The organism is Mycobacterium paraffinicum (assembly GCF_001907675.1).
GTDB lineage: Bacteria > Actinomycetota > Actinomycetes > Mycobacteriales > Mycobacteriaceae > Mycobacterium > Mycobacterium paraffinicum_A.
In genome coordinates this window covers 56049-71244 of the sequence record NZ_MPNT01000008.1, presented here as the reverse complement: position 1 = coordinate 71244, position 15196 = coordinate 56049, and the positions used below count along the sequence as shown (strand labels likewise).

General features: G+C 70.2%; 17 protein-coding genes. 9 read left to right on the top strand and 8 right to left on the bottom strand.

Translation table 11 applies throughout. From position 1 onward, the window contains the following. On the bottom strand, positions 1-363 hold the full coding sequence (locus BRW65_RS11140; protein WP_073874482.1) for a DUF3054 domain-containing protein: 363 nt from the start codon (positions 361-363) through the stop codon (positions 1-3). Between the two features lie 69 nt (positions 364-432). Here BRW65_RS11140 and BRW65_RS11135 point away from each other — a divergent pair, with 69 nt between their 5' ends. Genes BRW65_RS11135 through BRW65_RS11120 form a run of 4 tightly spaced genes read left to right on the top strand, consistent with a single transcriptional unit; the run spans position 433 to position 4450 of the window. Then, a complete protein-coding gene (locus tag BRW65_RS11135) occupies positions 433-1179 on the top strand; it encodes an SDR family NAD(P)-dependent oxidoreductase (protein WP_073874480.1) in 747 nt (248 codons plus the stop codon). Between the two features lie 4 nt (positions 1180-1183). After that, positions 1184-2368 (top strand): acyl-CoA dehydrogenase family protein, encoded by a 1185-nt coding sequence (locus BRW65_RS11130; protein ID WP_073874478.1) that lies wholly within the window; start codon positions 1184-1186, stop codon positions 2366-2368. A gap of 54 nt (positions 2369-2422) precedes the next feature. Then, positions 2423-3034 carry a hypothetical protein gene (locus BRW65_RS11125; protein ID WP_073874735.1) on the top strand — a complete coding sequence of 204 codons (612 nt, stop codon included), beginning with the start codon at positions 2423-2425 and terminating at the stop codon, positions 3032-3034. 36 nt (positions 3035-3070) lie between these two features. After that, the gene (locus tag BRW65_RS11120; protein ID WP_073874476.1) at positions 3071-4450 is read left to right on the top strand and encodes an NAD(P)/FAD-dependent oxidoreductase; all 1380 of its coding nucleotides are present in this window, start codon (positions 3071-3073) and stop codon (positions 4448-4450) included. 8 nt (positions 4451-4458) lie between these two features. Here the strand turns inward: BRW65_RS11120 and BRW65_RS11115 are convergent, their stop codons facing one another. The 6 genes from BRW65_RS11115 to BRW65_RS11090 all read right to left on the bottom strand — a co-directional run bounded on the left by BRW65_RS11115 (position 4459) and on the right by BRW65_RS11090 (position 10545). Further along, a complete protein-coding gene (locus tag BRW65_RS11115) occupies positions 4459-5685 on the bottom strand; it encodes an O-succinylhomoserine sulfhydrylase (RefSeq protein ID WP_073874474.1) in 1227 nt (408 codons plus the stop codon). Further along, positions 5682-6113 carry a rhodanese-like domain-containing protein gene (locus BRW65_RS11110; protein ID WP_073874472.1) on the bottom strand — a complete coding sequence of 144 codons (432 nt, stop codon included), beginning with the start codon at positions 6111-6113 and terminating at the stop codon, positions 5682-5684. Before BRW65_RS11110 ends, BRW65_RS11115 begins: the two co-directional genes overlap by 4 nt. A gap of 76 nt (positions 6114-6189) precedes the next feature. Then, positions 6190-7416, bottom strand: a complete 1227-nt coding sequence (purT, locus tag BRW65_RS11105; protein ID WP_073874470.1) for a formate-dependent phosphoribosylglycinamide formyltransferase — start codon at positions 7414-7416, stop codon at positions 6190-6192. A gap of 29 nt (positions 7417-7445) precedes the next feature. Then, positions 7446-8084, bottom strand: coding sequence for a PaaI family thioesterase (locus tag BRW65_RS11100; protein ID WP_073874468.1), 639 nt, complete (start codon positions 8082-8084; stop codon positions 7446-7448). Then, complete coding sequence (locus tag BRW65_RS11095) at positions 8081-9379, bottom strand: adenylosuccinate synthase (RefSeq protein WP_073874466.1); 1299 nt, start codon at positions 9377-9379, stop codon at positions 8081-8083. Before BRW65_RS11095 ends, BRW65_RS11100 begins: the two co-directional genes overlap by 4 nt. Positions 9380-9633: 254 nt before the next feature. Next, the gene (locus tag BRW65_RS11090; protein WP_073874464.1) at positions 9634-10545 is read right to left on the bottom strand and encodes a histidine phosphatase family protein; all 912 of its coding nucleotides are present in this window, start codon (positions 10543-10545) and stop codon (positions 9634-9636) included. A gap of 271 nt (positions 10546-10816) precedes the next feature. Between BRW65_RS11090 and BRW65_RS11085 the strand changes: the two genes are divergently transcribed. From BRW65_RS11085 to BRW65_RS11070, 4 genes are all read left to right on the top strand, one after another. Further along, complete coding sequence (locus BRW65_RS11085) at positions 10817-11452, top strand: peptidase M50 (RefSeq protein WP_073874462.1); 636 nt, start codon at positions 10817-10819, stop codon at positions 11450-11452. A gap of 77 nt (positions 11453-11529) precedes the next feature. Further along, positions 11530-12018 carry an anthrone oxygenase family protein gene (locus BRW65_RS11080; RefSeq protein ID WP_073874460.1) on the top strand — a complete coding sequence of 163 codons (489 nt, stop codon included), beginning with the start codon at positions 11530-11532 and terminating at the stop codon, positions 12016-12018. 53 nt (positions 12019-12071) lie between these two features. Next, a complete protein-coding gene (locus tag BRW65_RS11075; RefSeq protein WP_073874458.1) occupies positions 12072-12845 on the top strand; it encodes a site-2 protease family protein in 774 nt (257 codons plus the stop codon). Positions 12846-12885: 40 nt separating this feature from the next. Next, positions 12886-13782 carry a cation diffusion facilitator family transporter gene (locus tag BRW65_RS11070; RefSeq protein WP_073874456.1) on the top strand — a complete coding sequence of 299 codons (897 nt, stop codon included), beginning with the start codon at positions 12886-12888 and terminating at the stop codon, positions 13780-13782. Here the strand turns inward: BRW65_RS11070 and BRW65_RS11065 are convergent. Then, on the bottom strand, positions 13779-14192 hold the full coding sequence (locus BRW65_RS11065) for a DUF3151 domain-containing protein (protein WP_073874733.1): 414 nt from the start codon (positions 14190-14192) through the stop codon (positions 13779-13781). The genes BRW65_RS11070 and BRW65_RS11065 overlap by 4 nt on opposite strands. Positions 14193-14315: 123 nt before the next feature. On the opposite strand from BRW65_RS11065, the gene BRW65_RS11060 reads away from it, so the two are divergent. Further along, positions 14316-15146 carry a hypothetical protein gene (locus BRW65_RS11060; RefSeq protein WP_073874453.1) on the top strand — a complete coding sequence of 277 codons (831 nt, stop codon included), beginning with the start codon at positions 14316-14318 and terminating at the stop codon, positions 15144-15146. Positions 15147-15196: the final 50 nt, after the last annotated feature.

The following is a 15196-nucleotide window of genomic DNA, read 5'->3' as shown; positions in this document are numbered from 1 at the left end:
CTACGCGCGGGCCCGGCGCCGCAGCATCAGCGCGACGACCGCCCGCCAGCCGAGCAACAACACCGCCGTGACCGACGCCGCCACCACGACGAAACTGGCCGCCACGCCGGCGGAACTGGCCTTCCGCAACAGCATCCCGACGACGACGGTGGACAGCCAGACCACCACGCCGGTCGGCGCCACCGCGGTGGGGCGCCGCCAGGCGCGGGACGCCAACCAGCCGAAGACGGTTCCGGTGAGGAACGGCCACGCGGTGGTGGCCACGCCGGTGAGGTTGAGCCCCTCGTCGTGGCTGCGGCGCCCGACGGCGCAGAAGACCAGCACACCGATGACGTCCAGGCCCAGCCACACCAGCCGCCGCATGCCGCGAGACTACCGGGCGGGCCGGTCGCCCTTGACCGTGCCGCCGCGGCGAACCTACGTTCGTCGCAAATGAACGCGGATTCAGCGAGCCGCCTCGCGGTGGTGACCGGCGCCGGCTCGGGCATCGGCAAAGCGATAGCGCTGGCGTTCGCCGCGCAGGGCGACCGCGTGATCGCCGCCGACCTCGACGAGGCGGCAGCGGCCGCCACCGCCAAGGAGCGCCCCGAGCTGATCACCGCGCTGCCGGTGGATGTCGCCGACCCGGACCAGGTCGACGCGCTGCGGGACGCGACCCACGCCGAGGCCGGGGTGCCCGACATCGTGGTGAACGCCGCCGGCTGGGATCGCACCGACCAATTCCTCAACGCCACACCGCAATTCGCGGCCAAGGTGGTGGCGATCAACTACCTCGGGCCGGTGCACGTGTGCGCCGCGTTCCTGCCCGCCATGATCGAGACGCACCCCGGCGGCCGTGTCGTCAACCTGGCCAGCGACGCCGGCCGCGTCGGCAGCGCCGGGGAATCCATCTACGCCGGCGCCAAGGGCGGGGTGATCGCGCTGACCAAGTCGCTGGCCCGGGAGATGGCCCGCCACCGGATCACGGTCAACTGCGTGTGCCCAGGGCCGACCGACACGCCGCTGTTTCACGCCCAGCCGGAGAAGCTGAAAGAGGCGCTGGTCAAAGCCATCCCGTTTCGCCGCCTGGCCCGCCCCGAGGAGGTCGCCGCGCCGGTGCTGTTCTTCGCGTCGCCCGCCGCGTCGTTCATCACCGGACAGGTGATCAGCGTCAGCGGCGGCCTAACGATGGCAGGCTGAGACCATGAGCACGCACAAACCTCCCGCGTTCGACCGGTACGACCCGCTGGGCCTGGACGCCTCCCTGTCCAGCGACGAGCTCGCGGTGCGCGACACCGTCAGAGAGTTCTGCGCCGAGCACGTCCTACCCCACATCGCGGAGTGGTTCGAGATCGGCGACCTGCCGGTGCGCGAACTCGCCAAGGGGTTCGGCCAGCTCGGCCTGCTCGGCATGCACCTGGAGGGCTACGGGTGTGGCGGGGCCTCGGCCGTGCACTACGGGCTGGCCTGTACCGAACTCGAGGCCGCCGACTCCGGAATCCGGTCGATGGTCTCGGTGCAGGGGTCGCTGGCGATGTTCGCGATCTGGAACTTCGGCTCCGAGGAGCAGAAGCGGGAGTGGCTGCCCGCGATGGCCTCGGGCGAACTGCTGGGGTGCTTCGGGCTGACCGAGCCCGACGTGGGGTCCGATCCCGCCGCGATGAAGACCCGCGCCCGGCGCGACGGCTCGGATTGGGTGCTGACCGGCCGCAAACTGTGGATCACCAACGGTTCGGTCGCCGACGTCGCGGTGGTCTGGGCCGCCACCGACGAAGGCGTCCGGGGGTTCGTCGTGCCCACCAAGACGCCGGGCTTTTCGGCCAACACCATCCACCACAAACTGTCGCTGCGGGCCTCGATCACCAGCGAGCTGGTGCTCGACGACGTGCGGCTGCCCGCCGACGCGATGCTGCCCGGGGCCACCGGCCTGCGCGGGCCGCTGTCGTGTTTGTCCGAGGCGCGCTACGGCATCATCTGGGGTTCGATGGGCGCCGCGCGCTCGGCGTGGCAGGCCGCGCTCGACTACGCCACGCAGCGCACCCAATTCGGCCGCCCGATCGCCGGATTCCAGTTGACCCAGGCGAAACTCGTCGACATGGCGGTCGAGCTGCACAAGGGCCAGCTGCTGTCGCTGCACCTGGGCCGCCTCAAGGACAGCGTCGGGTTGCGTCCCGAGCAGGTCAGCTTCGGCAAGCTGAACAACACCCGGGAGGCCATCGAGATCTGCCGGACCGCCCGAACCATCCTGGGCGGCAACGGCATATCGCTGGAGTATCCGGTGATCCGGCACATGGTCAACCTGGAGTCGGTGCTGACCTACGAGGGCACACCCGAGATGCACCAGCTGGTGCTCGGCCAGGCGTTCACCGGCAGCGACGCATTCCGGTAAATGACCGCGATATGGCCGTCGCGCCGGCTACGCACACGTGCTGGAATGAAGGGCATGAAAGGCATCGCGCTCCGCAGCCTGGCCGTGACGCTGGCGCTGGCCGGCGCTGCCGGCCTCCCGCCGGCCGGCGCCGACCCGGCCGCGCTGCCCCCGATGACGTCGAGCGGCGGCGGGCCGATCATCGGCGGCGGCAGCAACGCCGGGATCGCCCAGCAGCTGTTCAGCTTCGGCACGCCCAACGTGCAGGAGGTCGACGGCTCGGACGCGGCGCAGTTCATCACGGCCGCCGCCGCGAGCCCCAATTCCCAACTGGCGGCGCCATTCTCGCTGATGCGACGGGCGCTGGCGTGCCAGACGAACAACGCAGGATTCGGGGCGCGCGCCTTCCGGCGCAACGACGGTCAATGGGGAGGCGCGATGGTGGTCGCCGCCAAGAGCGCCACGCCCAACGTCGACGGCCTGGCCGGCTGCGCCAAGACGAACTGGCGCCGGGCCACGGCCGGCACCCAGACAACGCTGTGCAACAGCGGCTGGAGCACCCCCAACACCTACGAGAGCCGCCGGGCCGGCGAGACCTACTACGTGCTGCTGGCCGGCACCGCCGACGACTTCTGCACCGCGGTCAACGGCAAATTCAAGGACAACTCCAACGGGTGGCCGTTCTAGCGCGGCCCGGCGGCGTCGTACGGTAAGGGGGTGAGCATGTCGCGCCATCGCGTCGTCATCATCGGGAGCGGATTCGGTGGTCTGAACGCGGCCAGGGCACTCAAGCGGGCCGACGTCGACGTCACCCTGATCTCGAAGACCACGACCCACCTGTTCCAGCCGTTGCTGTACCAGGTGGCCACCGGCATCCTGTCCGAGGGCGACATCGCCCCGACCACCCGGCTGATCCTGCGCCGGCAGAAGAACGTCCGGGTGCTGTGGGGCGACGTCGGCGCCATCGACCTGACGGCGAAGACCGTGACGTCCCACCTGATGGGCATGGAGACGGTGACGCCCTTCGACAGCCTCATCGTCGCCGCCGGAGCGCAGCAGTCCTATTTCGGCCACGACGAGTACGCGGCCTTCGCGCCGGGCATGAAGAGCATCGACGACGCCCTCGAGCTGCGGGCCCGCATCCTCGGCGCGTTCGAGGCGGCCGAAGTCGCCACCGACCCGGCGGAGCGGCAGCGGCGCCTGACGTTCGTGGTGGTGGGCGCGGGCCCGACCGGCGTGGAGCTGGCCGGGGAGATCGTTCAGCTCGCCGAGCGGACCCTGGCCGGGGCGTTCCGGACGATCACACCCAGCGAATGCCGGGTCATCCTGCTCGACGCCGCGCCCGCGGTGTTGCCGCCGATGGGCACCAAGCTGGGCCTCAAGGCGCAGCGCCGGCTGCAGAAGATGGACGTCGAGGTGCAGCTGAACGCCATGGTGACCTCGGTGGACTACCTGGGCATCACCATCAAGGAAAAGGACGGCGGCGAGCGCCGCATCGAGTGCGCGTGCAAGGTGTGGGCCGCCGGCGTGCAAGCCAGCGAGCTGGGCAAGATGATCGCCGAGCAGTCCGACGGCACCGAGACCGACCGCGCCGGGCGGGTGATCGTCGAGCCCGACCTCACCGTCAAGGGCCACCCGTACGTGTTCGTCGTCGGCGACCTGATGTCGGTGCCCGGCGTCCCCGGGATGGCCCAGGGCGCGATCCAGGGCGCGCACTACGTCACCACGCTGATCAAGCACGCGGTGAAGGGCCACGACGACCCGGCCACCCGCAAGCCGTTCAAGTACTTCGACAAGGGCAGCATGGCGCTGATCTCGCGGTACAGCGCCGTCGCGAAGGTCGGCAAGCTGGAGTTCGGCGGCTTCGTCGCCTGGTTGGCGTGGCTGCTGCTGCACCTGTTGTACCTGGTCGGGTTCCGCAACCGCCTAGCCGCCATGTTCTCCTGGGGGATTTCCTTCCTGGGCCGCACCCGCGGACAGATGGCGATCACCAGCCAGATGATGTACGCGCGGCCGGTGGTCGACTGGGTGGAGCGCCAGGCGCAGGAGGGCTCGCTGGCCGCGGTCGAACGCGTCGAGGCGGCCGAGAAGCAGGCGGGTTAGCTCTTCGACTAGCTCAGAGCCTGGTCGATATCGGCGATCAGGTCCTCGGTGCCCTCGAGCCCGACGGAGATCCGCACCACGCCGTCGCCGAGGCCGATCGCCGCGCGGCCCTCCGGGCCCATCGCCCGGTGAGTGGTGGTGGCCGGGTGTGTGACAAGGGATTTCGCGTCGCCCAGGTTGTTGGAGATGTCGATCAGCCGCAGCTTGTCCAGCACCTCGAACGCCCGCTGCTTGGCCTTCTCGTCGGGGCAGTCCAGCGCGAAGGTGATCACCGTCCCCCCGCCCGACATCTGCCGCTTGGCCAGGTCGTGCTGCGGGTGCGACGGCAGGAACGGGTAGCGGACCCAGCTCACCGCCGGATGGGTCTCGAGGAACTCCGCGATCCGGTGCGCCGAGGAATTGCTGTGCTCCACCCGGACCGCCAGTGTCTCAAGGCCTTTCACCAGCACCCAGGCATTGAACGCGCTCAGCGCCGGCCCGGTGTGCCGCATCAGCTTCTGCACGGGGCCGTCGATGTATTCCTTGTCGCCCAGGATCGCGCCGCCCAGCACCCGGCCCTGACCGTCGATGTGTTTGGTGCCCGAGTACACCACCACGTCGACACCCAGCGGAATGCCCTGCTGCAGCAGCGGGGTGGCGAAGACGTTGTCCAACACCACTTTTGCGCCCGCGGCGTGCGCGAGCTCGACCACCGCGGCGATGTCCACCAGCGACTGCATCGGGTTCGACGGTGTCTCGAAGAAGACCGCCTGCGTCGGCTTCGACAGCGCCTCCTCCCACTGCGCCAGGTCGTCGCCGTCGACGAAGACGGTCTCCACCCCCCAGCGCGGCAGGATCTCGTTGCACACCACGAAGCACGACCCGAACAGGCTGCGCGACGCGACCAGCCGGTCCCCGGCGGCCAGCAGCGCGCCCAGCGAGGTGAACACCGCCGCCATGCCGCTCGCGGTGGCGAACGCCGCCGGCGCGCCCTCGATCAGGCGCAACCGCTCCTCGAACATCGTCACGGTCGGGTTGCCATACCGCGAGTACACGAAGTGGTCGAGCTCGCCGGTGAACGACTTCTCGGCGACGGCCGCGGAATCGTAGACGTAGCCGGACGTCAAGAACATCGCCTCGGCGGTCTCGTCGAAGCCGGAGCGCAGCAGGCCGCCGCGCACGCCGATGGTGGCCTGGCTGACGCCGTCGGGCAACGCCTTGGGCACCCGGACGGAGTCCCCCGGCGGGGAACTCATAGCTGCTTCCAGGGCAATCCGATTGCGCGCCAACCCGACTCACCGCGATGGCCCTGCGCGTTCAGCTGGCCCTCGAACCCGTCCAGCACGTTGTAGGCCGGGGTGATGCCGGCCCGGGTGGCGACCTCGGCGGCACCGATGGAGCGGTTGCCCGAGCGACACAGGAAAACCACCGGCCGTTCGGCCTCGGTCTCGGGCACCCGGTCGCGCAGTTCGTCGGCGAAGTTGGCGTTGAAGGTGCCGTCGGACGTGTTCCACTCGATGAAAACCACCTCGCGGCCCAGGCTGGACAGGTCGGGCACACCGACGAACCGCCATTCGGCGTCGGTACGCACGTCGACCAGTACGGCGTCGGGGTTGTCGCTGAGCAGCTTCCATGCCTCCAGCGGCGTGATGTCTCCGGCGTATGAGCCGCGCTCTGTGCTCATGCTTGTCTGACCTCGTTCTCCGTGAGCATTGTGAAGTCGCCCCCACACTGGTACGTGACCTCGGATGGTAGCGAGGTTATAGCCGCGCCTCTCGCGTGACCGAGCTGTGTGGGCCCAGGTGGCGTACCGCCAGTCGGTCCGCGACCTCGCGGGCGCGGTCGCGCGCCGCCGACACCTCCGGCGCGGTGGCCAGCGCCTGGAATCCCCGTCCGACGGCGCGAAGGTCGCTCTCCGGCACGCTCAGCGCCCCGGCGATCGCGGCAGGCGGCGCGTCGGCGCGCTCCACCCGGTGGGCCGCCCCCGGCGAGATCATCATGGTGTCCACCGGCAGGCCGAGGATGGTGCGGGCCTGCAGTTCGAAGGCCGACAGCCGCTGGCTGCGCACGGTGGCCCAGGCGCTGTCGGCGGGGAGCGGCGTGACGTCGACGAAGTAGACCTCGTCGCCGTTGATCATCAGCTCGACGCCGAAGACGCCGCGCCCGCCGAGCGCCTTGACGATCCGCGCGGCGATCGATCTGGCGGCGTCGAGCGCCGCGGTGCTCAGCTGCTGGGGTTGCCAGGACTCCAGCACGTCGGGGCTGGGCTCGCTATGGCCGACGGGCGAGCAGAAGTCGACCCGTGGCCCCTGCGGACCGTCGGAACGCACCGCAAGCAGGGTGACGTAGAACTCGACCTCCACCACGGTCTCGGCCAGCACCCGGTGCTGGTCGCCGTGACCCCCCGTCGCGCGCTGCCAGGCCGGCCCGATGTCGTCGGGCCCCGACGCCACCGACTGCCCCCGCCCGGCGCCCGCCAGCACGGGCTTCACCAGCAGCGGGTAGCCGGCGTAGGCGCCCACCGCCTCGAGTTCGGCGGCGGTGCCGACGAACCAGAACGGCGCGGTGGGCAGGCCCAACTCGTCGGCGGCCAGCCGGCGCAGGCCCTCCCGGTCGGCGGCGAGCCGGACGGCGCGTGCGCTGGGGACCAGCTGCGGGCCCTCGAGTCCCTCGAGGGCCCGGGTCGCGACCGCGTCGGTGGTGGTCACCACGAAGTCCGGCTGCACCCCGCGGATGGCCTTGGCCAGCTCGCCGGCGTCGGTCATCGGGACCACCAGCGCCTGCTCGGCGACCGAGTGGGCGGGCGCGTCCGCGCGGTCGTCGAGGGCGATCACCCGCGCGCCCAGACGCCGCAGCGCGACCGCCAGTTCCCGCGCCAGTTCACCGGAACCCAGCAACGCCACGCGCGGCCGGACGTCGGCCATCCCCGTCGGCGGTCGCGAGGGCACGGCGAGCACGCTCGTCTTGTCGTCTGGTCCGTCGGTCACGGCTCAAGGATAGGTGCGCGGCGGAAAACTCAAGGTTGACCGGGAAGCAGCCGCACCATCAGCCCGTTGGCCTCGGCCAGCACCGCGTCGTCACCGTCGAGGAGTTCGGCAGCGACGAAGGCCTTGCGGCCCTCAGTACTCGTGACGCGGCCGCGCACCACCAGCGGCGCATCGATCGGGGTGACCTTGCGGTAGTCGACGTGCAGGAAGGCGGTGCGGCTGATCGGCCGGCCCGCAGCGTGCGACACCATCCCGAACATGTGGTCGAACAGCAGCGGAAGCACACCGCCGTGCACGGCGTGGTTCCCGCCGACGTGGAAGCGGCTGAAGTAGCCGGTCATCTCGACACCGTCCGGCGCGTACCTGGTCAACGTCCAGGGCGGCAGCAACAGGCTGCCCATGCCGGGCAGGTCGGGCGTGCGCCCGGCCGGCGGCTTGCCCTCGTCGGCCTGGAACGGGCCCAGCAACTGCACCAGGGCCGCCGCGCGGTCGGCCGCGTCGTCCCAGACGTCGTCGCCGGGGTCGGCGGACACGGCCAGGTCCAGCAGCGCGCGCATGGCCGCGACGAACCGGCCGAACCCCGGGCCCGGACTGGCCGGGCCGTATTCGGGAAAGCCGCCGTGGTGTTCGTAGTCGGGGTCGAGTTCTTTCGGGTCGAGTTCGGTCACGCGCGCGCCGCCAGGACGTCGCGGCGCACGATCGTCTGTTCCCGTCCCGGGCCGACTCCGATGCACGAAACATGGGCCCCGGCAAGCTCTTCCAGCCGCAGCACGTAGTCGCGCGCCTTGGCGGGCAGGTCGTCGAATTCGCGTGCGGCGGAGATGTCCTCCCACCAGCCGGGCAGCTCCTCGTAGATCGGTTCGGCGCGAGCCAGGTCGCTTTGCGTCATCGGCATGTCGTTGGTGCGGTCGCCGTCGATGCGGTAACCGACGCAGATCGGCACCGTCTCCAGGCTGGAGAGCACGTCGAGCTTGGTCAGGAAGAAGTCGGTGATGCCGTTGACCCGCGTGGCGTAGCGCGCGATGACTGCGTCGAACCAGCCGCAGCGTCGGCGCCGCCCGGTGGTGACGCCGAACTCGCCGCCCGTCTTGGACAGGTACTCGCCGTTCTCGTCGAACAGCTCGGTGGGGAACGGCCCGGAGCCCACGCGGGTGGTGTAGGCCTTGAGGATCCCCAGCACGGTGGTGATGCGGGTGGGCCCGATACCGGACCCGACGGCCGCGCCGCCGGCCGTCGGATTCGACGACGTCACATAGGGATACGTGCCGTGGTCGACGTCGAGCAGGGTGCCCTGGGAGCCCTCCAGCAGCACCGTCTCGCCCGTCTCCAGCGCGGTGTTGAGCAGCCGCCGGGTGTCGCGGATGCGGTGCCGGAAGCCCTCCGCCTGGTGCAGCAGGGCGTCGACGACCTGGTGGGGGTCCAGCGCCTTGCGGTTGTAGATCTTGACCAGGATCTGGTTCTTCAGTTCCAGCGCGGCCTCGATCTTGTGCGTCAGCTGGTCGGGGTCGAGCACGTCGGCGACGCGGATGCCCTGGCGCGCGATCTTGTCCTGGTAGCACGGCCCGATGCCGCGGCCGGTGGTGCCGATCTTCTTGTTGCCCATGTAGCGCTCGGTGACCTTGTCGATGGCGACGTGGTAGGGCAACAGCAGGTGGGCATCGGCGGAGATCAACAGCTTGGTGGTGTCCACGCCGCGGTCCTCGAGGCCCTTGAGCTCGTCGAGCAGCACGCCGGGGTCGACCACCACACCGTTGCCGATGACGTTGGTGACGCCGGGGGTCAGCACCCCCGAGGGGATCAGGTGCAGCGCGAAATTCTCGCCGCTGGGCAAAACGACGGTGTGCCCGGCGTTGTTGCCCCCCTGATAGCGCACCACCCACTGCACGCGCCCACCGAGCAGGTCAGTGGCCTTACCTTTGCCCTCGTCGCCCCATTGGGCGCCGATGAGGACGATTGCCGGCATGACTCGCTCCCGCCTGCTTACTGTGGTTCGACTGGCAACGCACCGTATCCTGCTGCGCTGCAACGGCTTGCGGCATCACCCGGTGGCTCGAGCTGCCGGCCCGCACCAGGGTCTCGGTTGAGCGCCCCGGGACCGTGGGCGTAGCTGGAGGCATCTTTGCTTGACGCGCTCACGTGGCGATCCTAAACGTCGGGGAGCGGCGCACCCCCGCCAAGGGCCGTTTGATCGCGACTCGTGTCCCGCACGGCCGCGGCTCACGGCGTCACGTGCGGTTTGGCAGCGCATACACCGCCGGCGGTCGGTGCGTCCAACATCAGGCAGAGGGGCTGCTTGGGGTCGCGATCGGGCCGCTTGGCCGCCCAGCCCGGCCACACCGGTTTCCCGTTCCAACTGACCAGCATCCAGCCATCGTGCGGGTTGCCACGGATCACCACGACGCCGGCGTTGGGCAGCGGGTCGAAAAGCAGGAGCAGCGGATCGGGGTTTCTGACGCTCATCATCGTCCCGACGCCGATGGCGAACTCGCTGGAGAACGCCACTTCGGTGATCTTGCCGCCCGCGTCCCGGACCGGGTTGGCCATGGCGGCGCCGTAGATCGTTTGCAGGGAGTCGTTGAACCGACCCGCGTCGGTCGCCGCGTTGCCGTACATCGTCTGCAGCGCGCCGTTGAAGCGTTTGTGGAATTCGAATCCGTTGGTGTCGGTGGAGCCCGGAGCCAGCATCGGCACGATGCGCAGTCCCAACAACCACGCCACCGGGCCTAGCAGGTATGCCAGCCCCGCAAGACTGAACTGCGGTTGCCCGTTGAAGACGCCGGCGTCGATCTCGTTGAGCCCGGGCAGCACCTGCACGTTCGTCCCCAACGCGGCCGCCAACGGCACCGCGGTCTGCTGTGTCCTGGTCAGCTGCGACGCGAAGATCCCGGCGAACGGACCCTGCGCGGCCAGCGCGTTGGCGATGGTCTGCGCCTGTTGCTGGCCGAGCGCAGTGAGCACCGTTCCGGGCACGGCGGTATCGATCACGCGCGCGGCATTGCCCTCCGACTGGCCGTGCCGCACCAAGTCGATCACGATCGATTCGTCGGCCGAGGCCGTCGCCTGCGCAACGCACAGCAGGACAGCCGAAACCGTTACGGCGCCAACACGGCGGAGCTGACTCGTCAGCACTGGAGGCGCGTGGGGCCGGCACCGGAAGCGGGCGACGCGGTTCGCGCGGTTGAGAAGGCGGTGAGTCGGCGAATGGCAGTTCTCCGTTCCCTTGGCCACCCATCCGTTGACCCCGTGGCAGGAGTAAAGTATCCGGCCGTTAGCACGCGGTGGCGCAACAAGTTTCGCAGTCCGAGATGATGTTGTGACTGTGTCGTGATGACGAGATCTTCGGGCTCCCAGTGGCTGCTGCCGCAGAGCAAACGGAAGATGTTGAAAGACAAGGGTATTGGTGAGGCAAGAGGATCGCGACGTTGCGGTGTTGCCGTTCGGCGATCGCCGCGTTCCCCGCCCGCTGATCGGCCTCCCGGTTTACCCGGCCGATTTCGACACCGCGATCGGCCCGTACCGGCGGCTGGTGGTCGTCGGCGCCGACGCCGACCTGGCCGCCGTCCTGACCCGGCTGCTGCGTGCGGACCGACTCGACATCGAGGTGGCCTACGTGCCGCGCCGGCGCACCCGCGCGACCCGGATTTACCGCCTGCCGGCCGGGCGGCGCGCGGCGCGACGAGCCGTGCGGGGTTCCGCGCGGCGGGTGATCCTGGTTCGCGACGAGACCGGGGTGGTGGTCGTCGGCCGGGCCGGGTGGAGGCCCCCCGATGGCGAGCCGGCCATCCGGGGCGAGGCGGTCGTCGACGACGCGGTGTTGTTCGACGGGGCCGCCCCCGCCGTCGACGTCGAGCCGACGCTGTCCGTGCCGGGCCTGCGCGCCCGCGCGCTGACGGGCTGGCGCCGCTGGGTGGCCGGCCGCGCGGTCCAGCTGGGCAGCACCGGCGTCACGGTGGTGCGCGACGGCGTGCCCGCGGCGCGCCCGGCGCGCCGGTCGACGTTCTACCGCAACGTCGAAGGGTGGCTGGCGGTCCGATGACGCTCGGCAGCCCGGTCACATTCTGGGCGTGCGACGCGTCGTTATCTATAGACCCACTCCTCGTGGAGGGAGCACCAATGGCAGCAACAATCCGGCGCCGCAACCGACTTGCCTGCCTGCTGGGCGTGGCCCAGCTCGGCCACGCCCACTGGTTGTTCGGCAACATCTACGAAGCGGTTGTGAAGATCCCGGACCGGCTGGCAAGCAGCCCTCGGTCGCCACTCCTGGGGCCGGGCAGTCCGCTGCGCCACTACGCGCCAGGCGCGCCGATCACGCTGGCAACGACCGCCGCCGCCGTGGGCAAAGGCTGGGAAATCGACGATGCCAGGCGTTGGTTAGCCGCGGCGGCGTGCTGCTCGATCGCCGGCATGGCCATCACCGGCTACCTGGTGCGGACGGTGAACCTCGAGGTGATGTTTGCCGCCACCCCGCCGCCACCGGAGGAACGGGACGCTCGAATCCGAACCTGGTACCGGCTCAATCTGGTCCGGATCGCCGCGGCGGCCGGCGCGTTGATCGCCGCGAACCGCGCGAGTCAGGTCATCGCGCGGCCGGCCGCACGGTAGCGCGCCAAACCCCGTCGACGGAAGGGTGGCGGGCCGTCCGATAGTTTCGACCGGTGAACCTGCCCGCCCGGCGCGAATCGGTGCGACCCAGCCCCTTCTTCCTGGCCCTGGTAGCCGTGACGGCGGCCGGTGGTGCGCTGGCCTGGCTTGCCGGCAGCACCGTGCGGCCGCTGGCGTACGTCGGGGTGTTCATCTTCGTCATCGCCGGCTGGCTGGTGTCGCTGTGCCTGCATGAATTCGGGCACGCGGTGACCGCCTGGCGATTCGGCGACCACGACGCCGCGATGCGCGGCTACCTGACGCTGGATCCGCGGCGCTACAGCCATCCGGCGCTGTCGCTGCTGTTGCCGATGGTGGTGATCGCCTTAGGCGGCATCGGGCTGCCGGGCGCCGCCGTATACCTGCGGACGTGGTTCATGACGCCGAGGCGGCGCACCATGGTCAGCCTGGCGGGCCCGGCGGCCAACCTGGTGCTGGCGGTGCTGCTGCTCACGCTGACTCGGTTGTTCTACGACCCCTTCCACCAGGTGCTCTGGGCCGGGGTGGCCTTCCTGGGCTTCCTGCAGCTCACCGCGGTCGTGCTGAACGTGCTGCCCATCCCGGGCCTGGACGGCTACGACGCGCTCGAACCGCACCTGAGCCCCGAGACCCAGCGCGCGGTGGCGCCGGCCAAGCAGTGGGGCCTGTTCATCCTGCTGTTCCTGCTGCTGCCGGCGGGCCACTGGTTCTTCGGGGCCGTGCTCTGGCTGTTCGAGTTCTCCGGGGTGCCGACATGGCTGGTGTCGGCGGGCAACCTGCTGACGCGGTTCTGGAGCCGCTGGTTCTGACCCTTGCTATATATGCGTGGGTCCGCATATATTGCTCGCCATGGGCGCCGGCCACAACCACAGTCCCGCCGAGGCCGATGGGTCCCGGCTGATCCCGCGGATGATCGCCGCCGCCGCCATCCTGGCGGCGTTCTTCGTGGTCGAGCTGACCACCTCGTTGCTGATCAACTCGATCGCGCTGCTCGCCGACGCGGGCCACATGCTGACCGACGTCGTCGCCGTCTTCATGGGCCTGGCCGCCGTCACCCTGGCCCGCCGGGGCAGCTCGTCCCCGTCGCGGACCTACGGCTGGCACCGCGCCGAGGTGTTCACGGCGGTCGCCAACGCGGGGCTGCTGATGGGGGTCGCCCTGTTCATTCTGTGGGAGGCGATCCAGCGGCTCCAGGAAACGCCGTCGATCCCCGGGGTGCCGATGATCGTGGTCGCGCTGGCCGGGCTGCTCGCCAACCTGGTGGTCGCGCTGCTGCTGCGGTCGCACTCCGGGCAGAGCCTGGCGGTCAAGGGCGCCTACATGGAGGTGGTCGCGGACAGCGTCGGCAGCCTGGGCGTGCTGATCGCCGGCATCGTCACCGTCACGACGCGGTGGCCCTACGCCGACGTGGTGGTGGCCGTGCTGGTCGCGCTGTGGGTACTGCCGCGGGCGATCTCACTGGCCCGTGACGCGCTGCGGATCCTCTCCGAATCGTCGCCGACCCACATCGACGTGGAGGAGTTGCGCTCGGCGCTGGGCGCCGTCGACGGCGTGACCGAGGTGCACGACCTGCACGTGTGGACGTTGTCGCCCGGCAAGGATATGTGCACCGCGCATCTGCGCAGCACTGGCGACTCCGCGCGGGTCCTGCAGGACGCCCGGACCGTGTTGTCGGCGCGCGGGCTGGAGCACGCGACCGTGCAGATCGACGGGCCCGGCGAAGCGGAGTGTTCGGAAAGCTTCTAGAGCCCCAGCGCGGGCCGCGCCTCGGGGTCGCAGTCGTCGAGCAGGTCCAGGCAGCGCAGGTACTCCTCGGCTTCGCCGATCGTGTCGGCGGCCCGGGCCAGAGCCGCCACGCAGCGCAGGAACCCGCGGTTGGGCTCGTGCGCATACGGCACCGGGCCGAAGCCCTTCCAACCGTTCCGGCGCAGCTGGTCCAGCCCCCGGTGATAGCCGGTGCGGGCATACGCGTACGCCGTGATGGCCTGCTCGTCGGCCAGCGCCTGCTCGGCCAGCGCCGCCCAGGCCACCGACGCCGACGGGTGCGCGGCGGCGACTATCGCGGGCTTCTCGCCGGCGAGCAGTTCCGCCTCGGCGTCGGGATCGCCCGGCAACAGGGTCGGGTCGGGTCCGAGGAGGTCTCGTGGCGGCGTCATGGGTCCCATTCTGCAGCTGCCGCATTTCGCCGGGGCGGCGGACCTCGACCATCACCCCATCGACGGGGGCGGGTCGCTAAGCTCTCCAACTAGCCCACCCGATAGCGGAGGACAGCCGTACTCATGCCCCAGCCACCCGAGCCCGACCGCGGCGGCACGCCGAACGCGCCTGGGCACGAATGGGCCGCACAATCAGGCGAAGACGCGACCGAGGGCGTCCCGCTGGTACCGAGCGACTCCGAGACCGAGACCGTGGTGATCCGGCCCGATTCGGGCGGCGGCCCGGAAGGTTCCGGCGACGACGCGGACGCCCAGCAGCGCGAACGCCGCTTCACCGCGCCCGGTTTCGACGCCAAAGAGACCACGGTGATCGCCACCACCCCGGAGCCCGCCACCGAGGTCTTCTCGACACCTCCCGAGGGTCAGACCCAACAGTTCGGCATGCCCCCCAAAGCCGCTGTGCCGCAATCGATTCCGCCCCGGCTCGGTGGAAAGCTGCGCACCTCCCGGCAGATCAACTGGGGCTGGGTGCTGGCGCTGGTGGTGATCGTGCTGGCGCTGGCCGCTATCGCGATCCTGGGCACGGTGCTGCTCACCCGCGGCAAGCACACGAAGGTGTCCCAGGAGGACATGGTGCGCACGACCATTCAAAGCTTCGACACCGCGATCCAGAAGGGCGACCTGACGACGCTGCGCACCATCACCTGCGGCACCACCCGCGACGGCTACGCGGACTACGACGAACACTCGTGGGACGAGACCTACCGCCGGGTCTCGGCGGCCAGGCAGTACCCGGTGATCGCCAGCATCGACCAGGTGGTGGTCAACGGCCAGCACGCCGAGGCCAACGTCACCACGTTCATGGCCTACGACCCGCAGGTCCGTTCCACCCGCAGCCTGGACCTGCAGTACCGCGACGACCAGTGGAAGATCTGCCAGTCCCCCAGCGGCTAGCTCGAGCGCCCGGCCGAGTGTGCGGCCAGCCGCACGTTCGGTGGCGAGTG